Annotated in this window: 27 protein-coding genes; 16 read left to right on the forward strand and 11 right to left on the reverse strand. The window is 70.0% G+C overall.

What is annotated here, in order from left to right:
* The first annotated feature begins 363 nt into the window (after positions 1–363).
* From AMYNI_RS0108995 to AMYNI_RS0109005, 3 genes are read left to right on the forward strand one after another with little or no spacing between them, the layout of a single operon-like run.
* Positions 364–585, forward strand: coding sequence for a hypothetical protein (locus AMYNI_RS0108995; RefSeq protein ID WP_020667674.1), 222 nt, complete (start codon positions 364–366; stop codon positions 583–585).
* Positions 582–1,700 carry a sensor histidine kinase gene (locus AMYNI_RS0109000; RefSeq protein WP_020667675.1) on the forward strand — a complete coding sequence of 373 codons (1,119 nt, stop codon included), beginning with the start codon at positions 582–584 and terminating at the stop codon, positions 1,698–1,700. The genes AMYNI_RS0108995 and AMYNI_RS0109000 overlap by 4 nt, the downstream gene beginning before the upstream one ends.
* Positions 1,701–1,719: 19 nt before the next feature.
* Positions 1,720–2,322, forward strand: a complete 603-nt coding sequence (locus tag AMYNI_RS0109005; RefSeq protein ID WP_020667676.1) for a response regulator transcription factor — start codon at positions 1,720–1,722, stop codon at positions 2,320–2,322.
* Between the two features lie 26 nt (positions 2,323–2,348).
* On the opposite strand, the gene AMYNI_RS0109010 is transcribed toward AMYNI_RS0109005, so the two are convergent.
* Positions 2,349–3,092 (reverse strand): SDR family NAD(P)-dependent oxidoreductase, encoded by a 744-nt coding sequence (locus tag AMYNI_RS0109010; RefSeq protein ID WP_020667677.1) that lies wholly within the window; start codon positions 3,090–3,092, stop codon positions 2,349–2,351.
* 81 nt (positions 3,093–3,173) lie between these two features.
* Between AMYNI_RS0109010 and AMYNI_RS0109015 the strand changes: the two genes are divergently transcribed.
* Positions 3,174–4,109 carry an AraC family transcriptional regulator gene (locus AMYNI_RS0109015; RefSeq protein WP_020667678.1) on the forward strand — a complete coding sequence of 312 codons (936 nt, stop codon included), beginning with the start codon at positions 3,174–3,176 and terminating at the stop codon, positions 4,107–4,109.
* Positions 4,110–4,130: 21 nt separating this feature from the next.
* Here AMYNI_RS0109015 and AMYNI_RS0109020 read toward each other — a convergent pair whose 3' ends face one another.
* Positions 4,131–4,778: a TetR/AcrR family transcriptional regulator gene (locus tag AMYNI_RS0109020; RefSeq protein WP_026360221.1), complete on the reverse strand. Its 648-nt coding sequence runs from the start codon at positions 4,776–4,778 to the stop codon at positions 4,131–4,133.
* 135 nt (positions 4,779–4,913) lie between these two features.
* On the opposite strand from AMYNI_RS0109020, the gene AMYNI_RS0109025 reads away from it, so the two are divergent.
* Both AMYNI_RS0109025 and AMYNI_RS0109030 read left to right on the forward strand, forming a co-directional pair.
* Positions 4,914–5,591 carry an SRPBCC family protein gene (locus AMYNI_RS0109025; protein ID WP_020667680.1) on the forward strand — a complete coding sequence of 226 codons (678 nt, stop codon included), beginning with the start codon at positions 4,914–4,916 and terminating at the stop codon, positions 5,589–5,591.
* A 29-nt stretch (positions 5,592–5,620) separates the two neighbouring features.
* Positions 5,621–5,995, forward strand: coding sequence for a hypothetical protein (locus tag AMYNI_RS0109030; protein WP_020667681.1), 375 nt, complete (start codon positions 5,621–5,623; stop codon positions 5,993–5,995).
* Positions 5,996–6,047: 52 nt separating this feature from the next.
* On the opposite strand, the gene AMYNI_RS49760 is transcribed toward AMYNI_RS0109030, so the two are convergent.
* Positions 6,048–6,998 carry an RNA polymerase sigma factor gene (locus tag AMYNI_RS49760; RefSeq protein WP_020667682.1) on the reverse strand — a complete coding sequence of 317 codons (951 nt, stop codon included), beginning with the start codon at positions 6,996–6,998 and terminating at the stop codon, positions 6,048–6,050.
* 107 nt (positions 6,999–7,105) lie between these two features.
* On the opposite strand from AMYNI_RS49760, the gene AMYNI_RS44155 reads away from it, so the two are divergent.
* The 7 genes from AMYNI_RS44155 to AMYNI_RS48935 all read left to right on the forward strand — a co-directional run bounded on the left by AMYNI_RS44155 (position 7,106) and on the right by AMYNI_RS48935 (position 13,836).
* Positions 7,106–7,783: a TetR/AcrR family transcriptional regulator gene (locus tag AMYNI_RS44155; protein ID WP_020667683.1), complete on the forward strand. Its 678-nt coding sequence runs from the start codon at positions 7,106–7,108 to the stop codon at positions 7,781–7,783.
* On the forward strand, positions 7,780–8,442 hold the full coding sequence (locus AMYNI_RS0109045) for a VC0807 family protein (RefSeq protein WP_020667684.1): 663 nt from the start codon (positions 7,780–7,782) through the stop codon (positions 8,440–8,442). Before AMYNI_RS44155 ends, AMYNI_RS0109045 begins: the two co-directional genes overlap by 4 nt.
* Entirely contained in the window at positions 8,435–9,553 is a 1,119-nt protein-coding gene (locus tag AMYNI_RS44160) for an FAD-dependent oxidoreductase (protein ID WP_020667685.1), read from the forward strand. Before AMYNI_RS0109045 ends, AMYNI_RS44160 begins: the two co-directional genes overlap by 8 nt.
* 99 nt (positions 9,554–9,652) lie before the next feature.
* Positions 9,653–10,750 carry an HNH endonuclease gene (locus AMYNI_RS0109055; protein ID WP_084628653.1) on the forward strand — a complete coding sequence of 366 codons (1,098 nt, stop codon included), beginning with the start codon at positions 9,653–9,655 and terminating at the stop codon, positions 10,748–10,750.
* 78 nt (positions 10,751–10,828) lie between these two features.
* Complete coding sequence (locus AMYNI_RS44165; RefSeq protein ID WP_157357309.1) at positions 10,829–12,481, forward strand: hypothetical protein; 1,653 nt, start codon at positions 10,829–10,831, stop codon at positions 12,479–12,481.
* Positions 12,482–12,577: 96 nt separating this feature from the next.
* Positions 12,578–13,288, forward strand: a complete 711-nt coding sequence (locus tag AMYNI_RS0109065; RefSeq protein WP_051116478.1) for a class I SAM-dependent methyltransferase — start codon at positions 12,578–12,580, stop codon at positions 13,286–13,288.
* A gap of 365 nt (positions 13,289–13,653) precedes the next feature.
* On the forward strand, positions 13,654–13,836 hold the full coding sequence (locus AMYNI_RS48935; protein ID WP_157357310.1) for a hypothetical protein: 183 nt from the start codon (positions 13,654–13,656) through the stop codon (positions 13,834–13,836).
* Here AMYNI_RS48935 and AMYNI_RS0109075 read toward each other — a convergent pair.
* Both AMYNI_RS0109075 and AMYNI_RS0109080 read right to left on the reverse strand, forming a co-directional pair.
* Positions 13,833–14,012, reverse strand: a complete 180-nt coding sequence (locus AMYNI_RS0109075; RefSeq protein ID WP_020667690.1) for a hypothetical protein — start codon at positions 14,010–14,012, stop codon at positions 13,833–13,835. The genes AMYNI_RS48935 and AMYNI_RS0109075 overlap by 4 nt on opposite strands.
* Positions 14,013–14,069: 57 nt before the next feature.
* On the reverse strand, positions 14,070–14,669 hold the full coding sequence (locus tag AMYNI_RS0109080) for a TetR family transcriptional regulator (protein WP_020667691.1): 600 nt from the start codon (positions 14,667–14,669) through the stop codon (positions 14,070–14,072).
* 77 nt (positions 14,670–14,746) lie between these two features.
* Between AMYNI_RS0109080 and AMYNI_RS0109085 the strand changes: the two genes are divergently transcribed.
* Positions 14,747–15,994 carry a cytochrome P450 gene (locus AMYNI_RS0109085; protein ID WP_020667692.1) on the forward strand — a complete coding sequence of 416 codons (1,248 nt, stop codon included), beginning with the start codon at positions 14,747–14,749 and terminating at the stop codon, positions 15,992–15,994.
* Here the strand turns inward: AMYNI_RS0109085 and AMYNI_RS0109090 are convergent.
* Genes AMYNI_RS0109090 through AMYNI_RS0109100 form a run of 3 tightly spaced genes read right to left on the reverse strand, consistent with a single transcriptional unit; the run spans position 15,981 to position 20,360 of the window.
* Positions 15,981–17,051 carry an FAD-binding oxidoreductase gene (locus AMYNI_RS0109090; protein WP_020667693.1) on the reverse strand — a complete coding sequence of 357 codons (1,071 nt, stop codon included), beginning with the start codon at positions 17,049–17,051 and terminating at the stop codon, positions 15,981–15,983. The genes AMYNI_RS0109085 and AMYNI_RS0109090 overlap by 14 nt on opposite strands.
* Positions 17,048–18,301, reverse strand: a complete 1,254-nt coding sequence (locus tag AMYNI_RS0109095) for an aromatic ring-hydroxylating oxygenase subunit alpha (RefSeq protein WP_020667694.1) — start codon at positions 18,299–18,301, stop codon at positions 17,048–17,050. The genes AMYNI_RS0109090 and AMYNI_RS0109095 overlap by 4 nt, the downstream gene beginning before the upstream one ends.
* A gap of 19 nt (positions 18,302–18,320) precedes the next feature.
* Positions 18,321–20,360 (reverse strand): NADH:flavin oxidoreductase, encoded by a 2,040-nt coding sequence (locus AMYNI_RS0109100; protein ID WP_020667695.1) that lies wholly within the window; start codon positions 20,358–20,360, stop codon positions 18,321–18,323.
* 102 nt (positions 20,361–20,462) lie between these two features.
* Between AMYNI_RS0109100 and AMYNI_RS0109105 the strand changes: the two genes are divergently transcribed.
* Positions 20,463–21,380: a LysR family transcriptional regulator gene (locus AMYNI_RS0109105; protein ID WP_020667696.1), complete on the forward strand. Its 918-nt coding sequence runs from the start codon at positions 20,463–20,465 to the stop codon at positions 21,378–21,380.
* On the opposite strand, the gene AMYNI_RS0109110 is transcribed toward AMYNI_RS0109105, so the two are convergent.
* Together AMYNI_RS0109110 and AMYNI_RS0109115 are read right to left on the reverse strand one after the other, a co-directional pair.
* On the reverse strand, positions 21,377–22,141 hold the full coding sequence (locus AMYNI_RS0109110) for an SDR family oxidoreductase (RefSeq protein WP_020667697.1): 765 nt from the start codon (positions 22,139–22,141) through the stop codon (positions 21,377–21,379). The genes AMYNI_RS0109105 and AMYNI_RS0109110 overlap by 4 nt on opposite strands.
* The gene (locus AMYNI_RS0109115; protein WP_020667698.1) at positions 22,138–22,809 is read right to left on the reverse strand and encodes an O-methyltransferase; all 672 of its coding nucleotides are present in this window, start codon (positions 22,807–22,809) and stop codon (positions 22,138–22,140) included. The genes AMYNI_RS0109110 and AMYNI_RS0109115 overlap by 4 nt, the downstream gene beginning before the upstream one ends.
* A gap of 133 nt (positions 22,810–22,942) precedes the next feature.
* On the opposite strand from AMYNI_RS0109115, the gene AMYNI_RS0109120 reads away from it, so the two are divergent.
* Positions 22,943–23,704, forward strand: coding sequence for a helix-turn-helix domain-containing protein (locus AMYNI_RS0109120; protein ID WP_211225475.1), 762 nt, complete (start codon positions 22,943–22,945; stop codon positions 23,702–23,704).
* Here AMYNI_RS0109120 and AMYNI_RS0109125 read toward each other — a convergent pair.
* Complete coding sequence (locus tag AMYNI_RS0109125) at positions 23,687–24,238, reverse strand: GNAT family N-acetyltransferase (RefSeq protein WP_020667700.1); 552 nt, start codon at positions 24,236–24,238, stop codon at positions 23,687–23,689. The two genes, AMYNI_RS0109120 and AMYNI_RS0109125, sit on opposite strands and share 18 nt — an antisense overlap.
* Between the last annotated feature and the right edge of the window lie 18 nt (positions 24,239–24,256).

The following is a 24,256-nucleotide window of genomic DNA, read 5'->3' on the forward strand; positions in this document are numbered from 1 at the left end:
GCATCCACGCCCTCACCCCACCAGCCCGCGTCGGACGTGAGTAGCCACTCCCCTCGCGGTCGACATCGTCTGTGGGCGGGAGTCGACGCCAACGGCAAACTCGCCGACCGGACTGGCCAACTCGGCGACGCCACAGGTCACCCGCCAGCCGTACCCGACCCCAACCCCCTCACCCCGCCAGCCCACGCCCAGCCCCGGTAGCCACGCCCCTCGTGGTGGTCCCGCAGCTGGCGGCCCGCCTCAGCAGCGACCGCTTCGGCGTGACGTTCTTGGGGGTGCGGACATGACGCAGTGTCACTGGTGGCGCCGCCGGGCCCGACGAAATACTGGGGCGACCCTGCTGCCGATCCCGGAGCGCCGCCTGTGCACACCAGAACCCTGCGCGTCGTGCTGACGGTCAACCTGGCCGTGTTTCTCCTGGTCTGCGTGGCGTTCCTGCTCCACCACCTCGGCGTCGGCCTTTACCCTGACGGCATGGACTCCTGGCTCGAGAGCAACCAGTGGCTGATGTGGACGGCCGCCGCCCTCACCGTGGCGAGCGCGCTGCTCGGGCTGGTCACCCAGCGGCCGGGTGCCGACCGGTGAAGCCGTCCCGGCCGGCGGCGCAGGCACGGCTGCACCGGCTCAACCTCGTCACGACGGTCCCGCCGCTGGCCGCCGTCGGGGCGCTGCTGGTGGTGATCGATGCCAAGACGTGGTGGCACGCGGTGGTCCTGAGCCTGGGTGTGGTGGCGGCGCTGGTCGCCTCCACCGCGTGGGCGACGGGCCGGCTGAACCGGGTGGCGCTTCCCTGCCTGATCGTCGCCGCGGCGGTGTGGCCGCTCGGGGTGCTGGTCACCGACAGCCACACGGCGTTCTACGGCATCACCATCGTGGGTCCCATCATCATCCCCACCCTGCCGCGCCACCGGGGTGCGGCGTCACTGGGGCTGACCGCTTTCGTGGCGGCGGTAGGCGCGGCGAAGCTGCTGGTGTCACCGGCGAACGTGCCCGACGTCCTGACCGGGTACGTCCTCATCCCCGCGGGCGTCGCCGTGGTGACGATCGCCTTCATGTTCGCCGGACAGCGGTTCTACGACCTCGTCACGGAGCTGGAGCAGTCGCGGGAACGCGAAGCGGAGCTGGCCGTCATCCGGGAACGCATGCGCTTCGCCAGCGACCTGCACGATATCCAGGGGCACACGCTGCACGTGGTGAAGCTGAAGGTCACGCTGGCCGAGAAGCTGGTGCACAGCGACCTCGAGCGGGTGCAGGAGGAACTGCGGGAGGTGCGCGCGCTGGTCGGCGACACCATCACCCAGACCAAGGAGCTCGCGCACGCGCAGCGGCGGCTCAACCTGTCCGCGGAACTGGAGAACGCGAAGAACCTCTTCGAGGCCGCGGGCATCCGCGTGCGCGTCGACCGCGAGGCCGAGGTCGACGGGCACGCGGGCGAGCTGCTCGGCCAGGTCCTGCGCGAGACGACGACCAACATCCTGCGGCACGCGGAGGCCGGGCAGGTGCGGATCACGCTCTCGGAGTCCGGCATCGCCATCGTCAACGACGGCGCGCAGGAGGCTCCGCTGCCCGAGCTCAGCGGGCTCTCTACGCTCAGGCAACGACTGGCGGACAACGGAGGCGAGCTGACGGTGGAGCAGAAAGCGGGCCGTTTCCTGACCGCCGCGGCATTTCCGCACGTTCGCCCCGGCACGGCACTGTGAAGCACGGGAAGGAAGACCGATGACGACCGTGGTGCTCGCCGACGACGAGGCCCTGCTCCGCAAAGCGCTGGCGGCGCTGCTCCCGCTCGAAGGGGAGATCACCGTGCTCGCCGAAGCGGAAGACGGCGAGGCCGCCGTACAGGCCACGTTGCAGCACCGGCCCGACGTGCTCGTCATCGATCTGGAGATGCCCGGTGTGGACGGACTCGGTGCTGTCGCGGAGATCCGCCGCACGCTGCCGGACCAGGTGATCCTCATGCTGACCCGGCACGCCAGGCCCGGGGTGCTCCGCAAGGCGCTGAAGCTCGGCGTGCAGGGCTTCGTCAGCAAGTCGGCGGAACCTGCCCACATCACGTCCGTGATCAGGACCCTACACGAGGGCAAGCGATGGATCGACCCGGACGTCTCCGCGCTCGCCGTCGTCGACGACTGCCCGCTCACCGACCGCGAGATCGACGTGCTGCGGGCGACTCGCGAAGGGTTCTCGGTCGCCGACATCGCCGTCCAGCTCCACCTCGCCGAGGGCACCGTGCGCAACTACCTCTCGAACGCGATGCAGAAGACCCAGACCCGGACCCGGCACCAGGCCGCGCGATATGCGCGCGAACAAGACTGGCTGTAGCGGATACGCAAAGTACCCGGAGCGTGCTAGCTGAGTTCTGCTCGCAGGCTTTCCGGGACGATCCGCTCCCGCGGTTCCCGCTCGGCGTGCATGGTCCAGAGCAGTTCGGCCAACTCGGCCGGGTCGGCGGTGGGCAGGTCGGGCATCGGCTGCCCGGCGGCCAGTGCCGCCTGGAAAGTCGCGTCGGCGGCGGTTCCGATGATGCGTGCGCCGATGAACAGCAGGCCGACGTGCACGCCGTGGCCGGCCACCTCGGCCGCGAGGGACTGGAGGTAGTTGCGCTGGGCGGCCAGCGCCGGCGACCAACCACTCATCCGCGAGCGGCCGTGCACGGCGGCGGCTCCCTGCGCGCTGAGGATCGCGCCGTCACCGCGCTCGATCATGGCCGGCAGGAACTCCCCGACCAGCGAGACCAGGGTGTACAGGGTCATCGGCATCAGCTCGTGCAGTTGCTCCGGGCGCAGGTCGGCGGCGCTGACGAACCCCGGGTCCGCGGGCGCGGGGCCGTAGTAGATAGCGGTGGGGTCACCGGCCTTCTCGCGAATCCGCTCGGCGAGTGCGGGCACCAGGCCGGTTTCGGTCAGGTCGGCCGGCACCACGTGCGCGCGCACGCCCTCCGCGGCCAGTTCTCCGGCGAACTGCTCCAGCGGTTCCCGGCGGCGACCGACCAGGACGACGTCGTATCCCGCTTTCCCGTACCGGCGGGCGACCGCCCGGCCGACGCCGGGACCGGCTCCGAACACTGCGATGGACTGCGGCGTGTTGGTCATGCCCTGAGCAAACCCCGGCGGGGCAAGACGATCCATGGGTGATCGTCGAGAATTGCTTTGTGAACGTCTACCGTGGCGGGCATGGACGTGCTGACCGATCTGCTGCACCGGGCCCGGGCCAGTACCGCACTGGTCCGGCAGCTGATTCAGCGGCCGCCGTGGTCGGTCACCTACGCCGACGCTCCCGCGCTCACCGTCGTGGCCGTGCTCGACGGCCACGCGTCGATCCGGCTCGAAGACTCCGAGACTGCGCCGGTGCGCCTCGCTGCCGGGGACAGCGCACTGGTCGCCGGGACCGGCCAGTACACGATCGCCGACGATCCCGGTACCCCGCGCCACGTCACGATCCGCGGCGGCCGGAAGTACCTCCCCGACGGGAAACCGACCGAGGGCCACGGAAATCTGGCGCCGCGCACCTACGGCGACGGCCTGCCAGGGGCGACGATCATGCTACGGGCCGCCTACGAACTGCACGGCGATGTCAGCGATCGGTTGCTCGCCCTGCTGCCGCCGCTGGCCGTGGTGCCGGCCGGGCCGCGGACCGGGGCGGCGCTGGACCTGCTCGCCACCGAGGTGTCCCGCGACGAACCCGGCCAGGACGCCGTGCTCAACCGGTTGCTGGATCTGGTGCTGGTGCTGGCTTTGCGGGCCTGGTGCGCCGAGTCGGCGACACTGCCAGCCTGGTACCGGGCGCTGGGCGATCCGGCCGTCGGCGAAGCGCTGCGCCTGCTGCACACCGATCCCGCGCACCGGTGGACGGTCGCCGAACTGGCCGCCAAGGCAGGTTCGTCCCGTGCCGCGTTCGCCGCCAGGTTCACCGCGCTGGTCGGCGAGCCCCCGCTCACCTACCTGACCGCCTGGCGGATGACGCTGGCGGCGGATCTGTTGCGGGACACCGAGAAGACGGTCGCGGCGGTGGCGGCCGAAGTCGGCTACACGGATGCGTTCGCGTTCAGCGTGGCGTTCAAACGCGCCCGCGGCGCCAGCCCTTCGATCTGGCGCCGCCAGGCCCGCTGAGCACTCGACCGTCCACTGTGGTCACTGCTTCCGCAGTGCGTCCAGTTCGTCGGTGATCAGCAGGGCGGGGTCGAACTTCATGCCGGTGAAGTGGCCGGCGAGTTCGAGCGAAAGCACGCCGTGCAGGCGAGTCCAGAAGGACAGGGCGTGATGCAGGGTCGTGGTCGAGGCCGGGTGGTCGCCGGCCCACTCGCGGTGGTCTTCCAGGTGCGCGTCGAACGGGGTGGCCGGCTTGTCCGCGGGTAGCGCACCGCAGGCGTCCAGCAGCACCGTCATCACCTCGGACGAGATCGCGGTGATGTCTTCGGGTGCGTGGTAGCCGGGGACGGGGGTGCCGTAGATGAGGAAGTACCGGTGCGGATCGCGCTTAGCCCATTCCTGGAAGACGCGGGCCAGCCCGACCAGATCGGCGCCGCCGTCGAACGCCGCACGGACGGTGTCGGCGAGGCTTCGGTAGGCGTCGCGGATCAGCGCGGTGATCAGCTCGTCGCGGTTGGCGAAGTACCGGTACAGCGCCGGGCCGGTCATGCCCACCTGCTTGGCGATCGCATTGAGCGACAGCGCGGACACCCCCGCCGTGGCGATCTGCTCCCACGCGTGTTGCTTGATCTCCGCGCGCACTTGGGCCCGGTAGCGCTCCCGCGGGCTCTGCCCAGCTGGGTCCGTCATCAGTCACTCCCTCCTGATCATCGTGATAGCGGCGAAGTCTAGTTAGAACTTCTCACTTTCGCTATTGACGTCCAGATCAGCTGCGTTATAGGTTCTAACTACAGTGAAGACTACTAACACCCAGGAGATAGAGTCATGGTCGAGCCGAACTCGCAGACCCCCAGCGCACGATCCCCGCGCCGCCGCGCCCGGTTGCGTGCCGCCCTGCTGACGATCCCGCTGGCCGCCGGGATCCTTGGCGCCGCCGCACCGGCCCAGGCCGCCGACCATGGCGGCACGTCCGGCCGCACGCCGGACTCGCTGACCTGCCGGGGCAAGGGCATCGACCCAACCGCCAAGCTGCACCACCAGACCGAGACCTTCATCAAGGCGCCGCTGAGCACCATCTGGAAGCTGCACACCGACGTGGAAGCCTGGCCCTCCTGGCAGACGCCCGTCACCAGCATGAAGCGGCTGGATCCGGGCCCGCTGCGGAAGGGTTCGCAGTTCCGGTGGACCACCCCGGCGCCGCCCACCCCCACCACCCCGGAGACCACCCTGGTCATCACCTCGACCGTCGGGCAGGTCAAGCAGAACCAGTGCATCCGCTGGACCGGGCCCGCGATCGGCGAGGGCCTGCGCATCGACGAGGGCGTGCACGTCTGGAACTTCACCAAGGTCAGGGGCGGGGTCATCGTGCGCACCGAGGAGAGCTGGACCGGCGACCAGATCGAGGCCGACCCGGCCACCTCCATCAAGTACCTCGCCCCGGGTCTGGACGCCTGGCTGGCCGAACTCAAGACCGCCGCCGAAGCCCGTTCCTGCCACCGCTGAGCCGACAATCCGATCCGGAGGAGAAAACAATGACCACCACCACGACCACCACTCCGCGACGCGACCGCACCGCCAACCGCACTTCGCTGCCCGTGCTGATCGCGGCCTGGGCCGTCCCGGTCTTCGTGCTCGGCCAGTTCGCCCTGATCGCCGGCATTCCGGTCGCCGTGGTGCTGATCGGCACTTTGCGCGATCCCCGCTTGCGCGCGGTTCGCTGGTGGACCGCCGCCCTCACCGCGGCCTACGCCATCCCGCTGGGGCTCTGGCTGGCCGGGTCGAGCAGCGCGCCGAGCCTGTCGAAGTACCTGAGCCCCGTCGCCACCGCGCTCTTCGTCGCGACCGGCGTTGCCGTGGCCATCGCGCACCACGTCCAGCGCCGGCGCTCCGGAGAACAGGTCACCTGAACACTCCGGGACGACAACGGGGGCGAGGAGCATTCCTCGCCCCCGTTGCATTTCAAGAGTCGGCCAACCGTGCGCCCGGCGCATCCGGCGGTGGCGGAGGAGTGGGGGCCGGCCGGATCGGCGGGCTGGTGGGCGCGGTGGGGGTTATGGGTGCCAGAGCCGGCGGTGCGGGTGGTGGCGCCGGAGGCGGCGGTGCGGGTGGTGGCGCCGGTGGAGTACCGGTGCCGGCCGTCGCCCCGGAAACGGGCACCGGCGGCGGAACAGCCGGCGACTCGGGACGGATGATCAACACGGCGGTCAGCACGGTGACCAGCACCGCCGCCGAAGACAAGGCCAGCAGCACCTGCGACCTGCTGATCACGGGCAGCGTGTCTCGACCCGGCGCGCCGGTTTGGAGCAGACCAGCCTGTTCGCGCGAGACCTCGTCCACTCCTGGTACGCCGACAGCGGGCAGCGACCAGATGCCACCGGAATCGCGCAGCTTCGCCAAGGCACGGGACAGGCGGCTCTTCACCGTGCCCGTGGACAGTCCGAGCACGTCCGCAGTCTCGGCTTCGGACAGCTCGAGCAGATACCGGCAGACCACGACCTGCCGATGCCGCTCCGGCAGCCGGACGAGCGCGGTCCGCAGCGCGGCATACCGTTCGCCGGCGAGTACGTCCTCCTCGGCGGAACGGACCGCTTCCGCCGAGGAGGACACCCCCGGACGCACGGCCGGCCCGGCCCGACGCCGGGCCGACCGCAGTGTGTTGAGCGCCTCGTTGGTCACGATGCGCAGCAGCCAGGGCTTGAACGCCCTGCCCCCGTCGAAGCGGTCCAGCGACAGGTAGGCCTTCGTCAGCGCCTCCTGCACAATGTCGTCCGCCTCGGCCGGGCCGGCCAGCACGGCTGCGGTCCGACGCGCCTGCCCGAGATGCCGTCGGACCAGTTGCTCGTACGCGCGCAGGTCACCCTCGCGCGCCCGAACGGCCAGCTCACCGTCCTCCCCTTCCGTACTGCGCACCGATCGCCCTCCCTCGCTCTCCACACCTTCTCTACACCGGCGAACCCGAAACGGTTCCCAGCAGACCCCGCCTTGCGCGATTTGCTTGAGTGAGCTAATTTTTGCTCATGCGAGCAAAAACGTTCACCGAGTCGGGCCGGCGGGCCCAGATCGTGACGGCGGCGATCGAGGTGATCGCCGAGGTCGGCTACGCCAAGGCGTCGTTCAGCCGGATCGCGAAGCACGCGGGACTGTCCAGCACCGGCATGATCAGCTACCACTTCGCGGGCAAGGACGACCTGCTCGCGGCCTGCGTCGCCGAGATCGAGCGGGTCACCGGGGCGTTCATGCAACCGCGCATCGACGCCGCCGACGGCCACGTCGGCCAGCTGCGCGCCTACGTCGAGTCGAATGTGGCGCTCGTCAGCGAGCACCGCGCCGCCATCCGGGCGCTGATCGACCTGGTCAAGAACGCCGGCTCGCAGAGCACCGCCGTCAACGAACGGCTCGCGGTGTTCGAGGAGCACTTCCGCACCGGGCAGGCGGCGGGCGCCTTCCGCCCGTTCGACCCGCGGACCGTGGCGATCGCCTTCGCCAGTGGTCTCGACGCCGTCGTCGCCACCGCGGCCGCCGCGCCCGAACCAGCCGGACCCACCGAGCTCGCCCGCCTCGGCCACGAGCTCGCCGAACTGTTCGTCCGGGCCACCGCGCCCGATCCTGAGATGGGGGCATGCGAGGCTTTTTGCGCATGTCCCCATCGATCGGGTGCGGGTGTCCCGCAAGATTCTGAGGGGGAATCCAGATGATGATCGACCAGAAACCGGTGCCCGACGCCGGCCTGCGCCGCGTGATCCGCGCCAACGTGCTGAACGTGGTGTTCGAGTTGGTCGTGCCGATGGCGCTGTTCTACACCTTGCGCGCCGCGGGCGTGAGCCAGTGGTGGGCACTGATGGCCGGTGTCCTGGTGGCCGCGCCGTACGTGCTGTGGACGATCGTGCGCAACCGCCGGGTCGACCTCGTCGCACTGGTCACCTTGAGCATCCTGGTGCTGTCCGTCGTGCTCGGCCTGCTGTCGGACGACCCGCGCACCCTCGCCATCAGGGAGGGCTGGGTCGCCGCGCTGGGCGGCCTGGTCGGCGCGTGGATGCTGGTCACGGTCGTCATCGGCAGGCCGGCCCAGCTGACGTTGGGCCGCACCATCGCCGAGGTCAAGCGCGGTGCCGAGGGTGCCGCCGCATGGGCGGCCCGCTGGGACACCGACGTCCGGTTCCGGCGCGGGCTGCGCATCGACACGGCCGTCTGGGGCGCCGTGCTGCTGGCCAACGCGGTGGTGCACGTGGTGCTCGTCTACACGCTGCCGATCGACCTCATCTCCGTGGTCACCACCGTGGTTTCACTCGGCGCGCTGGCCTGCCTGGTCGCGTGGCACGTTTGGTACCTGCGCAAGGAAAACCTCGATGCCTGACGTCCTGGTGGCGGGCGGCGGGCCGACCGGCCTGCTGGCCGCGTTCGAGCTGGAGCGCGCCGGACTCGACGTGCTGGTGCTGGAACGCGACACCCGCCCGGCCACGCAGTCCAAGGCACTCGGCCTGCAGCCGCGATCAATCGAGGTGCTGGCGGACCGCGGCCTGCTCACCGCGATCGAGCCGCACGTGCGGGCGCGGCTGCCGGCCGGGCACTTCTCCGGTATCCCGATCGACTACACCGACCTGCCGACACGCTTCCCGTACCAGCTCGGCGTCGAGCAGGCGCACGTCGCGGCGGCGATCGAGGCGCGACTGCGCACACCGGTGCTGCGCGGTGCCGCCGTCACCGCCGTCACGCAGAACGACGAAGGGGTCACCGTCACCGCCGGTAGGCGCGACCACCGGGCGGGCTGGCTGGTCGCGGCCGACGGCGGGCACAGCACGGTCCGGACGCTGCTGGGCGCCGCGTTCCCCGGCACTTCGGCGCGGGTGTCGCTGGTCGTCGCCGACCTCACGCTGGCCAGGAAGCCCGCCGGGCTCGCCGACGACTGGCAACTGCCGTCACCCGCGCCGGGATTCCTGCTGCCGCTCTCCGATAAGCGTTACCGCACAGTGGTTTTCGGCGAAGAGCAGCAGCGGCTCGGCCGCGATGCACCCGTCACGGCCGGCGAGCTGCAACGAGCGCTGACCGCCGCGCACGGACCGGAGATCGAGGTGGGCGAGGTGCTCTGGGCCTCGCGGTTCGGCGACGCGGCACGGCAGCTGGAGCGTTACCGCCACGGCCGCGTGCTGTTCGCCGGCGACGCCGCGCACGTCCACCTCCCGGTCGGCGGTCAGGGACTGAACCTGGGCCTGCAGGACGCGGTGAACCTCGGCTGGAAGCTGGCCGCACAGGTCCGCGGGCACGCGCCCGACGGGCTGCTCGACAGCTACCACGACGAGCGTCACCCGGTCGCCGCCCGCGTACTGCTCAGCACCCGGGCGCAGGCGGTGCTCGGCGTGCCCGATCCCGATGCCTCGGCCGTGCGGGAGATCGTCATCGGACTGCTCGCCGTTCCCGATGCGCGACGCGCCATCGCGTTGGAGCTGTCCGGCATCGGGATTGCCTAGCTTTTGTCGGTTGTTCGGGGTTGGGTTTCGGGCCCGCCTTCCCCACGGAACGTACTCGAGTCCCCGGTTTTGTCGGGGGTCGCCGATAGAATTCGGGGCATGAACAGAGACAAGGCTTGTGAGTTGTTGAAGGACATTCAGGTTATTCAGGAGCAGAAATGCAAGTTGGAGGCGGAGCAGCTTCGGCTGGTGGCGCGGTTGAATGAGGTGGAAGAAAGAACTAGAGGGGTGCCAGCGGAGTTGGCGCTGGGGCTGGCGGTCACGGAGAACATGGCCGGTAAGCAGATCGCGCTGGCCGACGCGTTGGTGACGCGGCTGCCGAAAACGTTGCAGGCCATGGAATCCGGGGTCATCGACGGGTACAAGGCATCCAAGATCTTCGACGCCACCACTGTGCTCTCCGACGAGAAGGCCCGTGAAGTCGACACAGTGATGAGCGATCGGCTGGCGGGCAAAAACCCCTCCAGCCTGCGGAGGGCCGTGAACCGAGTGGTCGCCCGAATCGACCCGAACGGATACGCCGCCCGCACCCGACGCCGCCGACTCGACCGCAAAGTCGAACTGGTCCACCAAGGCGAAGGCATGACCACCCTCATCGTCGATCTACCCGTCGAAGTCGGCACCGCGATCTACGCCCGCACCGATCGTGAAGCCCATGCGCTGAAGGTCGCCGGCGAACCCCGCACACTGGACCAACTTCGGGCCGATGTGCTCGCGGATCGATGTCTCCGCGAACGCGGCACACCCCGCAACCCGAAGGCCGACGTGTACCTCTACGTCGACCTCACCACCCTGGCCGGTTTGAACGACAACTACGCCGAACTCACCGGCTCCGGACCCATCCCCGCCTGGCTCGCCAAGGAAATCGCCTACAACCCCGGCTCCACCTGGCGCCGCGTAGTGACCGACCCCGTTACTGGTCTCCCCGTGGATGTCGGCCGCAGCAGCTACCGGCCACCCGCAGCCCTCGACCGCTTTATCCGCATCCGCGACCGCGAATGCTGCCACCCCGGCTGCCACCGACCAGCCCAACTAGCCGACCTCGACCACACCACCGACTGGGCACACGGCGGACCGACCGACAAAACCAACCTCCGCGGCTACTGCAAACGCCACCACAAACTCAAAGACCAACCCGGCTGGACCTACACCGACCGCACCATCACCACACCGGCGAAGGCCACCTACACCACCTAGGGATCCGGGGTGGCGCTCGTCGCGCTGGGCGTCGACACTCGAGACGCTTTCTCGACGTCGTAGTGCCCTAGGAGAAACATGGCCAGGCATGTCCGAAGCCCGTTGCGCACCGGCCTGATCGCACTGGTCGTGTCGTCCGTCCTTCCGCTGACCGGGGGCGCGAGCCGGGCAGCTGACGGCGGCACAGGCGAATGCGCAGCCTCGATCGATCCCGCGGCGTTCACCAGCGCCGGCGGCATGGAGTCGATGATGCGCACCATCACCGGCTTCGGGTCGCGGACCACCGCGAGCCCGGCCCATCGGCGCACCGTCGACTTCCTCGAGGATCGGATGCGGGCCCTGCCCGGGATGGACGTCCGCTCCGACCGGTACGACATCCTGCGCTGGCGGCCCACTCCTCGCGGCGCGACCGGACGGGATCAGGACCTCGCCCGCGCGGGAGGACTGAGCGTTTCGGACCGCACCATCCCGGTCGCGGGTGCCGTGCCGTATTCGGCGCCGACTTCCGGGCGCGGGACGGCGGGTCAGCTCGTCAGGATCGCGGCCGGGGAGCCGATCACCGAGGCGAACGCCGCGGGAAAGGTCGTGCTGGTCGACTTCCCGACGTCCTCGATCCCGTTCGACACCTTCGCCTCGAAGTCCTACTACGCGACGCCCGACCTGGCGGACCGCGCCGGCACCAAGGTCGACACCGCGGCCTTCGCCGACCGCGTCCTGGACCAGATCCTGGTCGACGCCGGGCTCGCCCGCGCCGCCGGCGTCGTGGTCGCGTTCGACGTGCCGCGCCATCAGGTCCGCGGCTACTTCGAGCCGCACCGCGGCACCCACTACCGGGTGCCCGCCGTGTTCGTCGGCGTCGACGAGCGCGAGCGGCTGACGGCCTCGGCCGAGCGGGGCGCGACCGCGCGGGTCAGGGTGGACGCGACGATCGACAAGGCCGAGACCCGCAACCTGATCGCGACCCTGCCCGGCCGGAGCAGCGAGCGCATGGTCATCAACGCCAACACCGACGGCAACACCTGGGTGCAGGAGAACGGCGTCACCGCCATGGTCGCACTGGCCAGGTACTTCGCCGGCCTGCCACTCGCCTGCCGTCCCCGCACCGTCGAATTCGTCTTCGCCACCGCGCACCTGCACATCTCCCGCGAAGGCACCATCCGCTACGCCGAGCAGCTCGACAAGGACTACGACCAGGGCACGGTCGCCTTCGCCACCACCATCGAGCACCTCGGCGCCCGCGAGATCGTCCCCGTGCCGCGCGAGAACGGTGCCGGCCGGAAACTCGTTTTCTCCGGCGAAGGCGAGCCGACCTACCTTTTCGCCACCCCGGCCGATTCGCTGGTCCGGACCGCCATCGACCGGACTCGCGCGCACGGACTGGACAACACCATGGTCATGCGCGGCCTAGACACCCCCGACCCCGGCCGGGTGCCCAGGTTCTGCTCTTTCGGTGGCATCGGCGGCACCTTCAACAGCCGCCTGATCCCGACGCTGGCGACCATCTCCGGCCCGTGGTCGCTGTGGGCGCCCAGCTTCGGCGCCAAGGCAGTCGACTTCGACCGGGCGCACCGGCAAACGCTCGCCATCGGCGACGCGATACTGGCGCTGCAGCACCTTCCCCGGGAAACCCTCGCCGGACCGCTGCTCGACTGGCGGGCGCAGCGCGCCGCCGGTGCACCCACCTGCCCGCCGGAACCCATGCGCGAAACCGCCCCCGCACCGCCGTCATAGCGCCGCCGTTCCCGCCATCCGGCGGTACGGACCTGGCGGGCGCCGGCCGATAACGCAACTCGTGCCGACGCTTCGACCGGGAAAGAGGGTTCCTTGGTGGTCAACTCCTATGCCGGGCTGTCCCGGTACTACGACCTGATCATGACCTCGGGCTACTACGACTACGACGACTACGTACGGGCACTCATCGCGTCACTCGGCGAACGCCGCCGGGTGCTGGAACTGGGTGTGGGCACCGGGCTGGTCTGCCAGCGACTGCTCGAATCCGCCCCCGAACTGCGGATCACCGGTATCGACCACACCGAGAGCATGCTCGCGCAGGCGCGGGAGCGGCTGGGACACCGGGTGAACCTGGTCCGGCAGGACATCCTGCGGATGACGATCTCCGCGGCCTTCGAGGCCGCCTTTTCCGTCGGCGGGGTCTGGTGCCACCTCGAAGACGGGGACGGGCTCACGCTCGCCAGTCACCTCGTGGACGATCGCGACAACGTCACCGCACTCACCAACCTGCACCGCGCGCTGGCACCGGGCAGCCTGTTCCTGCTGGCCGTCCAGCAATCGCACCGCACCTTCCAGCGCGAACTGCCCGGCGGGCTGACCTACGACCAGCAGGTCCGCGCCGTCACGGACGACCTGCTGGTCAAGGACTACTACGTGATCCGGGACGGCGACGTCCTGGCCCACCAGCGCTGCCAGTTCCGCACGTTCCCCGAGGACGAGGGCCGTCGGCTGCTGGAGAAATGCGGGTTCGGTTTCAAGGAGGCCAGCGAGAACGGCATGCTCCAGGTCTACGTCCGGCAGGCTTGACCGGCGTCTAGGCGGCCGCTACCCCGGTCGCCTGCTCGAACACCTCCTGGACTGCCCGAACGCGCTGCCGTATCCGATGGAGACGGTGCCGTGTCGAGGAGCCGGCCTTCGCCGTGCGCGCCCCGGATCTGGTCGAGGGCCCGATGTCCGCGTGACCTTCCGCACCCCCGCTGCCGCCGTCCTCGAAGTCACCAGCAGCGGCCCCGGCTCGGCCCCGTCCAGCTGCCCGACTCGGCCACCCGCGACCCCGACGTCTGTCCATAATAGACACTGCGACACCCGATCGTGTCGGCGCCGTAACGCGCGCCGGGTGTGCCGCGATCAGCCGTGGGGACAGGAAAAGAACCACCACAGGGGACCCGGAAATGGATTTGGTGCGGCGGCTACCGCAGGAAAGCGATCATGAATTCGTCCGCGGGCTGCGGGCGATGGCCATCCGCGTGCGCTACGGCATCGGCGATACCGAACGCGTCGCCGCCGCACTCGAAGCCCAGGCCCATGACGTCGAACTCGCCGGGCACCGCCTCTCCCCCGTCCCACCCGGCTAGGGCCGCAGCGCCGGCGTGAGGATGGTCCGGTCGAACGGTCCGCTGTGCGCGGCGGCGTAGGCGACCGCGTTACCGACCTCGTCGAGGCCGAACCTTCGGACGCGCTCGGCTTCGAGGTCGAGGGCGTCCGATTCGATCAGCCGGATCATGCCGACGTTCGCCGAGCGCGGGTACATCCATTGCCGTCGCCGGCGATCACCGCCGTCACGCAGGCGATCACGGCCCCTGGCTGATCACCCGTCCGTCGTGGCCGTGGGCAGGCTCAGCCCGGACTCGAGGTGCGCCAGTGCCTTGTCGATTTCGGCGGGCCCGTCTAGTTCCGGGTCCTGTGCCCAGCGCAGCCAGGCCATGGCCACGACGCCGAAGACCGCGCCGAGGATGTTCCGTATCTCGGGGTCGTCCACGGCGCGTCCGGTCCGGTGCGCCAGGTTCTCGCTGATCTCCCGGATGAGCGCGGGGCTCTTGCGGATGTTGGCCGCGACCAGCTCGGGAACGGTGGCAGCGAACACCTCCCGCGCGTGCCCCGCGGCGATCTCCTCCTCGGACAGGCTGGCGAACGCTGTGCGGAACGCGCCGCGCAGAACGGCGACCGGGGTGCCCGCGGGCTGGACCACCAGCGCTTCGACGAGCGGCGGGAAGCGGTCGAGGCTGATCAGGTCCTCCTTCGCCGGGAAGTAGCGGAAGAAGGTCGCATGCGAGATCTCGGCGGCCTCGGCGATCTGCTCGACGGTGGTCGCGGTGTAGCCGCGTTCCCGGAAGAGCCGGAACGCTTCGCGCAGGATCGCCTCTCTGGTCCTGGCCTTCTTGCGTTCGCGTAGTCCACCGCTGCCCATCCACGAACTTTATCGCAACACCAAGTGATAGTGCGCTATCATAATTTAGCCGACTAACAAATCAGAGTGGAGTGTCAATGACCAGTCGTGAGCTCGACGCCCCGGTACCCCTGCCCACCCGGCGTGACCCTGCCTGCCCGTTCGACCCGCCCCCGGAGCTGACACGGCACCGCGATGGCGGGCCGCTCACCCGGCTGGCCTTCCCCGACGGGCATGTCGGCTGGCTGGTGACCGGCTACGACGCCGCGCGCACCGTGCTGTCCGATCCCCGTTTCAGCGTCCGGCCGGAGTTGCGGCACTCGCCGCTGCCCCGGCCCAACGTCCGCCCCGGCGGCTACGACCAGTCACCCGCGCCCGGCTGGTTCGCCAGCATGGACCGCCCCGAGCACACCCGGTACCGGCGGCTGCTCACCGGCCAGTTCACCGTCCGCCGGATGACGGTTCTCGAACCGCGGATCGCCGAAATCACCGCGGAGCAACTGGACGCGATGGTCGAGGCCGGGCCGCCGGTCGACCTCGTGACCGCCTTCGCTCTCCCGATTCCCTCGCTGGTGATCTGCGAGTTGCTCGGTGTCCCGTACGAAGACCACGCCTTCTTCGAAGCGGAGACCACCGTGGCCGTCGACATGGAGAACACCGCGGCGCAAGCCATGACCGCACTGGGCAACCTGTCCGGCTACCTGGCCGACCTGGTCCGGCACAAGCGCACCAACCCCGGCGACGATCTGCTGAGCGACCTGATCGCCGCCGGCGACCTGACCGACGATGAACTGACCAACATCAGCCTGCTCCTGCTGATCGGCGGGCACGAGACCACCGCCAACATGCTCGCGCTGGGCACCTACGCCCTGCTGCGGCATCCCGAGCAGCTCGCCGCCTTCCGTGCCTTCCGTGCCGACGCCGCCCTCACCGAGACCGCGGTCGAGGAACTGCTGCGCTACCTGACCATCGTGCACCTCGGCGGCCCCAACCGGGCCGCACTGGAGGACGTCGAGATCGCCGGTCAGCTCGTTCGCAAGGGTGAGACCGTGGTGCTGGGGCTGCCGGAGGTGAACCGCGACCCCGGGCAGTTCCCGGATCCTGACGCGCTGCGCCTGGACCACACCGAGGCGAGGCGACACCTGGCTTTCGGGCACGGCGTGCACCAGTGCCTTGGACAACAGCTCGCCAGGGTCGAGATGCGCATCGCCTACCGCGCACTGTTCGACCGCTTCCCGACGCTGCGCCTCGCGGCGCCCGCCGCCGACATACCCCTGCGCGACACCGCGCTCGTCTACGGAGTGTGGCAGCTCCCGGTCACCTGGGACCCGGTCAGCTGTCGATGACGAGGTTCTCCAGCGGCCTGGCGCAGCAGAGCAGGATCTTGTCGGCCGCGATTTCGCGGGGGCGGATGCCGCCGTTGTGGCGCAGGTCGACCGATCCCTTGAGCAGGGTCGTCTTGCAGGTGCCGCACATTCCCTGACCGCAGGACGAGGGAAGGGTGAGGCCGGCCGCCGACGCGGCCTCCAGGATCGGGGTGTCGGTGCCGCATTCGATGGCCTGCCCGGTGCGGGCGAACTCGACGGAGAACGTTTCCCGTGCGTCCCCAGTGTCCACAGTGTCCACAGTGGACTCCACCCCCGCCGGGACGTCGAAGGTGAAGCTTTCCTGGTGGTAGCGCTCCGCCGGGAGGCCGGCCTCGGTGAGCATCGAACGCACGGCGCTCATATAGCCGGGCGGTCCGCAGGTGAAGACCTCGCGCTGGAGGAAGTCGGGAGCGATCTGGCGCAGCACGTCCTGGGTCAGGCGACCGCGGTAGCCGCCCCACCGCTCGCCCGGCGGCCCGTCGCGCTCGCAGACGTGCACCACCCGGATGTGCCGGGAGGTCGCCGCGATGCACTCGAGCTCCCGCCGGAAGATGATGTCCTCTGGCGTGCGGGCGCTGTGCACGAAGACCAGGTCGGCCGGATGCGCCAGATCGTGCAACGTCCTGGTCATCGACATCAGCGGCGTGATACCGCTGCCGCCGGAGAGGAAGAGGTACTTCGCGGCCGGGTGCCTTGCCATCGAGAACGTGCCGAGCGGGCCGCGGGCGCGCAGTGCGTGTCCTGGCGCCAGGTGATCGTGCAGCCAGTTCGAGACGACTCCGTCCGGTACCCGTTTCACCGTGATCGCGGCGACCTGCGGGCGCGACGGCGGGGACGAGATCGTGTAGCAGCGGTCGACCTCGCGCCCGTCGATGTCGACCGTGATCGTGAGGTGCTGCCCCGGGTCGTGGCCGAACCCCCGCGGCTCGACGGGTTCGAGCACGAACGTCTTCACGTCGGCGGTGATGTCCTGGATCTGCTTGCAGACCAGGACGCCGCCTTCCCATTCCAGCCGGTCGGCCCAGGATCGGTTCATCGGTGCAGGTGCTCCCGGAGACGAGTGAGGTACCAGTTGCAGAACGCCTCGACCTGGTACTCGGTCGGGGCGTACGGGCCCGGCGCGTAGGCCGGGCTGGCGACACCGCGCTGCGCGCGGGCGACGAGGTCCGCGTCCTGCTCGTTCGTGGCCGTCCAGACCTTGGTCAGCGCACCGAGGTCGTAGTCCACGCCCTCCTCCGCGTCCGGGTGCACGAGCCAGGTCGTGCGCAGCAGCGTCCGGCCCGCGGCGACCGGGAACACGGCGAAGGTGACCGCGTGATCGCTGAGCACGTGGAACCACGAGTTGGGTTGCAGGTGCAGGGAAAGGTGCCCGAGGCGCGCGGTCGGCAGGTCGGCGAGCAGGCGACGGCACGCGGCCTTGCCGTCCGGGGTGAAGGATTCGCCGGCGAGGTCGAGCGCCTCACGTTCGATCCGGAACCCGGTCGGCCGGGTGTCCAACTCCTCGACGGTCCGGTACGGCAGGCCGAGCCGCTCGTAGGTGGCCCGCATGTCCGCGTCCGCCAGCAGGTACCGCTGGTAGGCCGGGCGCAGCGACGGCGGGAGGTTCCCCTCGGTGTAGCCGTAGGTCGGGAAGAACGAGCGCACCAGCTCGGGATGGCCGTCGCAGTGGTAGCACTCGCGGTTGTTCTCCATCGTCAGCTTCCAGTTGGCGTCCTCGACGAGATCGACCTGCGCGGCCACCTTGGCCTCGCGCAGCCGGTGCGGGAGCAGGTACGGCTCGATCCGGGCGGCGACCTCGACGAGATCGGCCGGTGGCTGCTCGGCGAGGCAGACGAAGACGAGCCCGCCGACCCCGCGCACGTGCACGGACTTGAGACCGAAGCAGGCCGGGTCGAAGCCACCGTCCTGGGCCGGGGCGTGCAGCAGGCTGCCGTCGGTCCGGTAGGTCCATTTGTGGTACCCGCAGACGATGTTGCCGACCGAACCGCGCGGTTCCTGCAGGATGCGGGCACCGCGGTGGCGGCACACGTTGTGCATCGCCGCGAGGTTCCCGTCGTCGTCGCGCACCACGATGATCGAGTACGGTCCGATCGCCGCGGTGACGTAGTCCCCCGGTTCGGGCAGTTCCCCTTCGGTGGCAACGAAAATCCAGTGCCGGGCCCAGATCGCGTCGATATCGCGGTCGAAGACTTCCCGGCTGGTGTAGAACGGCGCGTCCAGGCTGCGGCCGGGAACCCGCCTGGCGACCAGGTCGTCGAGGTCCGAAGTGGTAACGAAGGTGGTCATTTCCGCGTCCCTTCCCTGATCAGATCGGCAGGCACAGCCGCAGCGCGTCGAGCGTGGCGGCGTGGATGTTGCGGCTGGTCACGGCATCGCCGATGCGGAACAGCCGGTAGCGCCCGGCGGGATCGCGGATGACGTCCTGCGGCCGGAGCGCCAGCAGTGCGCCGTGGTCGACCTCGCCGAGGTTGGCCGAGCCGGGAACCAGGCCGTGGTAGAGATCCTCGTTGGGCAGCGTCCCGTGCTCGACGACCACCTCGGCGACGCTCCGCTCGATCTCCGCGTCGGCGTACTCGCTGCGCAGGACCGCGATCAGGGAGCCGTCGGCGGCCCGGCGCACCGACCGCAGCCGGTACGCCAGCGTGAGGCCGACCCCGTGTTCGGCGAGGACTTTCAGATAGGCCGGGGAGTTCATGCTGCCGACGTCCGGAGCGACCGTCCGCTCCGGGGTCACGTACTCGACCGCCACCCCGCGGCGGGCGAGCACCTCCACCGCGTCCATGGCCGGGTAGGCCCCGTTGTCGTCGTAGACCAGCACCGGTCCCCTCGGCCGCACCGCGCCGGTGAGCACGTCCCAGGTGTCGGCCACCAGGTCCGCCCCGTCGGCCAGGAAGGTCGGGTTGGGCAGGCCGCCGGTGGCGATGACGACCACGGCGGGCTCCTCGGCGAGGACGTCCTCGGGCTCGGCGAGCACCCCGCACCGCAGGTCCACCCCATGCCGGCGGCATTCGCTGACCCGCCAGTCGACGATGCCGAGCAGATCGCGGCGACGCGGGTTCGAGGCGGCGATGCGCACCTGCCCGCCGGGTACGTCACCGGCTTCGAACAGGACGACCTCGTGGCCTCGTTCGCCGAGCACGCGGGCCGCCTCAAGACCGGCCGGGCCGCCGCCGACCACGACCGCCTTCTTCCGCTCGGCCGCCCGCCCGACGGTGTGCGGCAGCCACCGCTCCCGGCCGGTGGCGGGGTTGTGCACGCATTTGGCGTCGCCGGAGTCGTAGATCGCGTCCAGGCAGTAACTCGCCCCGACGCAGGGCCTGATCCGGTCCTCCGCGCCGGCGGCGACCTTGGCGACCAGGTGCGGGTCGGCGATCTGGGCGCGGGTCATGCCCACCAGGTCGAGCAGGCCCTCGCGGACGGCGTGCCGGGCGGTGGCGACGTCGGCGATGCGAGCGGCGTGCATCACCGGCACGTCCAGCCGGCGCTTGACCTCCGCGGTGAACTCCAGGAACGGCGCCGCCGGTGTCCCCATCGACGGGATCGCCTTCGCCAGTGTCGCGTCGCTCTCGATCGATCCCCGGATCGTGCTGACGAAGTCGATGCCGTCGTCGAGGTAGCACCGAGCCGCGATCAGCGCCTCGTCGAGGCCGAGCCCGCCGGGACGGTCCTCGTCCATCATCATCCGGATGCCCACGACGAACTCCGGTCCCACCGCGGCCCGGATCGCCCGGATCACCCGGCGCGGGAACGCCATCCGGTTCTCCAGGCTGCCGCCGAACTCGTCGTGGCGCCGGTTGGTCGTCGGGGACAGGAAGCTGTCCAGGAAATGGCCGTACGACTGGATTTCGATGCCGTCGAGGTGACCGGCCCGGCAGCGGGCGGCCGCGTCCGCGTAGTCCCGCACGATCCGGTCCAGATCCCAGTGCTCGGCGGCCTTGGGGAAGGCGCGGTGCGCGGGTTCGCGCAGCGGCGACGCGGACAGCACCGGCAGCCAGTCCCCGGAGTAGTTGCTGGTGCGGCGGCCGAGGTGGGTGACCTGGCACATCACGGCGGCACCCTCGGCGTGCACGTCGTCGGCGAGCCGGCGCAGCCAGCGCACCACGTCGTCGCGGTAGAGCAGCAGGTTGCCGAACGACGGCGGGCTGTCCGGGGAGACCACCGCCGAACCGCCGATCATCGTCAGCCCGACCCCGCCCCGCGCCTTCTCCAGGTGGTACAGCCGGTAGCGGTCCTTCGGCAGGCCGTCCTCGGCGAACGCGGGCTCGTGCGACGTGCTGACCACGCGGTTGCGCAGGGTGAGATGTTTGATCGTGAACGGTTGAAGCAGCGGGTCCTCGGTGCGCATGCCGCTCCTCGGGAAGTCTCGGTGGTGACTTCCCTCAGGGTGCGACCGCACACCTTGGAGGGCAATCAAACGTTCACGAAGAAAACCGTGCAAAATCCTTGCATGATTGACAGCCGGCTCCGCGTGCTCCAGCTGGTCGCCAAGCACGGCACCGTCACCGCCGCCGCGCAGGCGCTGAACTACACGCCGTCCGCGGTCTCCTACCAGCTCCGCCAGCTCTCGGCCGAGCTCGGCGTCAGCCTGCTGGTGCCGCAGGGACGCAAGACCCGGCTCACCGCCGCCGCTCGCGCCCTGCTGCGCCACGCGGAACTCCTGCACGCGCAATGGGAACGCGCGCAGGCCGAGCTGGCGGCACTGGCCGACGAACCCGCCGGGTCGCTCACCCTGTGCGGTTTCTCCACCGCCGCAACACATCTCCTGCCGCCGGCCGCGGCCGGGCTGCGCGACAGCCATCCCCAGCTCACCGTGCGCCTGATCGAAGCCGAGCCCACCCGCTGCTTCGACCTGCTGCTGGCCGGCGACGCCGATCTGGCGCTGGTGATCGTCACCGCGGACACCCCGCCGCTGTCGGACCGGCGCTTCGACCAGCAGCCGCTGCTCGACGACCCGCTCGACCTGGTCACCCCCGCCGAACACGCACTGGCCGGGCGCACCACCGTCACCCTCGCCGACGCCGCGAACGAACCCTGGATCCTCGGCACCCCGGGCAGCACCTACCACCACCTCGTCGTCACCGCCTGCATGGCGGCCGGCTTCTCCCCCGACATCGCCCACCACGCCGACGAATGGGACACCGGCACCGCGCTCGTCGCACACGGCTTCGGGGTCATCCTCGTCCCCCGCCTGGCCCGGCTGCACAGCCACTGGCCGGTCGCCCGCATCCCGCTGCGCGGTGAACCCGCCCCCGCCCGCCGGATCCTCGCGGTCACCCGCATGGGCGCCAGGGAAAGCCCCGTCATCTCCCGCGCGCTGGAAACCATCACCGCGACCGCGGCCCATATCCTTCCCAACGGCCGCTAAAGGTTGACGCCGCCGGTGACGTCGACCTTGGTACCGGTGATCCAGCGAGCGTCGTCGGAGGCCAGGAAGGCGACCGCATCGGCGATATCCGGGACCTGGCCGATCCGGCCGAGTGCGGTCAGGCCGATGTCGCGCTCCTCGTTCGCCGGATCGGCCAGCACGCCGGCGGTCATGTCGGTGTGGGTGAAGCCGACTCCGACGGAATTGACGGTGATCCCGCGTGGGCCGAGGTGCTTGGCCAGGGTGTGGCTGAACACGTCGAGCGCGCCCTTGGTGAGCGGATAGCCGATGCCGTGGGCCGAGGCCACCCGGGTGGAGACGGAGGAGATGTTGATGATCCGACCGCCGTCGCGTAGCCGTGGCAGCAGCCGCTGGGTGAGGAAGAACGGTGCCTTGACGTTGACCGCGACCATCTGGTCGAACTCCCCTGGGGTGAGCACCTCGATCGGCCGCCCCATGAAGTTGAGCCCCGCGTTGTGCACCAGGATGTCGATCGTCGATTCCCCATGTTCGCGTAGCCCGGCTTCCAGCCCAGCCACGAGCGTGTCCACGTCGCCGGGAACGCCCAGTTCGGCGCCCACGACGAACGCCCGGCCGCCGGCACCGGCGATGGTCGCGGCGGTCTCCTTGGCCGCCGCCTCGTTGCTGCCGTAGTGCACGGCGACCAGTGCGCCGTCCCGAGCCAGGCGTTCGGCGATGCCCCGCCCGATGCCCCGGCTGCCGCCGGTGACCAGTGCGACCTTTCCGTCGAGGTTGCTCATCGGGCGAACACCGACATTTCGTTTCCGTGGCCCTTTTCGAAGGGCAGGGACACGGTGCGGTATCCGTTGCCCGGGTCGCGGACGTAGTTGAGGTACTCGGTCGATTCCCCGATGGCGTTTTCGGCGATCACCAGCGCGCCGGGCCGCAGGTGGGGTTCGAGCAGTTCCAGGACGGGAAGGTCGAGCCCGATCGCGCCATCGAGCAGCACCAGGTCCACCGCCCCGCCGACACCGCCGCGGAGGGTTTCCAGCGCGTCGCCGACTCGGATGTCGACGAACTCGGTCAGGCCGGCGGCCGCGAGGTTTTTCCGCGCGCGCTGTGCTTTCGTGGGTTCGAGTTCGGTCCCGACCAACCGGCCACCGCCGCCGTCTTTGAGCGCGGTGGCCAGATAGATGGCTGAGATGCCGAACGAGGTGCCGAACTCCACGATGCGCCGCGCCTGGCAGGCCCGCGCGCAGATGTAGAGGAATTGACCGAATTCTTCCGAAATGTTCAGGAAGTTACCCGCGAGCGTTTTGTAGCGCTTCTTGTAGTCCTTCGACTCTTCAAGCAGTCGTGTGACGCTCTCGCCGCTGAGGGATTCGTACAACTGCCGATCCGCGGCTTCCGCCTCGTTGAACAAGCGGGTTAGTACATCGGCGACCGGTGCGGTGGTCAGCGAATCCATATCTGCTCCTTCGACAACCGTTCTGGGCTAGTTAGGCATACCTAACGTAAGCTGGTTTTCAGGCGCGCAACGGCCAACCGATGCCCCGCGACGGCCAACCCCTAGGACGGCAATGATCAATTCGGACGAAACTGTGACCTCGCCGATCTCGCCGATCCTGAGCATCGACCGGACCGGGGTCGAGCCTCGCCGGTATGTCGCGCCGCACGTCCACGCCGAGCCCATGCTGCTGTGGACCGCCACCGCGACCGTGACGGTGACCACCACGTCACGGGACTGGCTGGTGCCGCCCGCCTACGGAATCTGGGTTCCCGGCGGCATCGAGCACACCGCGACCACCCTGCAGGCCGGCGAACTGTGCGTCGTGCGCTTCACCCCCGGCCACTGCCCGATCACCTGGTCCGAGCCCATCGGCGTGGTGATGACACCGCTGCTGCGCGAACTCGTCCTGCACCTGCAGCGAACCGGGCCCGAGGCGCCGGGCCGGCGGCATGCCGAAGTGCTCGTCTTCGACCTGCTCACCCCGCTGCCCACCAACACCCTGCACGTGTCCATGCCGACCGACCCCCGGGTGCGCACCATCGCCGAACGTCTCCTCGCCAACCCGGCCGACCCGCGCGAACTGGCCGGCTGGGCGCAGGAGGTGCACGCCGGAGTCCGCACCCTGTCACGCCTGTTCCTCAGCGAAACCGGCCGCACCTTCGCCCAGTGGCGCACCCACATCCGCGTCCGCGCCGCCGCGCACCACCTGGCCAACGGAGCGTCGGTCAACGCCACCGCCCGAGCCGTCGGCTACCGCAAACCCAGCGCCTTCATCAACGCCTTCCGCCGCGTCACCGGCCAGACCCCTGGCGCCTACAGCCAGATCGACCCCGGCTCACTGCTGGATGCCTGATTCCGCGGACCACACGCCGAACCACTGCTCGGCGCCGTACTCCTCGAACCGCTCCACCTCGGTGAACCCCAGCTTCGCCGCGAGGCGCATCGAGCGGTCGTTGGCGGCCTGAGTGCAGAGCACCACCGGCTCGCCGGGAAGCGCGCCGGCGAACCAGTCGAGTGCCGCCGCGCACGCCTCGGCGGCGTACCCGCATCCCCACGCCCACGGCAGGAACAGGTAGCCGAGTTCGGTCTCCCCGGCCTCCGGACGGACGTGACCCTGGCGCTCCGCGTCGCGCCGGTCGAGCGTGATCATGCCGACCATCGCTCCGTCCAACTCGATCACGAAAAGGCCGAAGCGCCGCCCGGGCACCTCGGACACCGTGCGCTCGAGCTCAGCACGCGGTCGAGCGCCACCGATGTAGGTGCCCACCTCAGCCGAGGCGAACAGCTCGATGAACGCCGCGCGGTCCCGGGCCTCGGACTCGCGGAGCACGAGCCGCTCGGTCCTGATCGGGGCAGGCGGCCAGGCGGCGGGTACGGGCTCGGTCATGCCAGGCAACCTATCGCT

The organism is Amycolatopsis nigrescens CSC17Ta-90 (genome assembly GCF_000384315.1).
Taxonomy (GTDB): Bacteria; Actinomycetota; Actinomycetes; order Mycobacteriales; family Pseudonocardiaceae; genus Amycolatopsis; species Amycolatopsis nigrescens.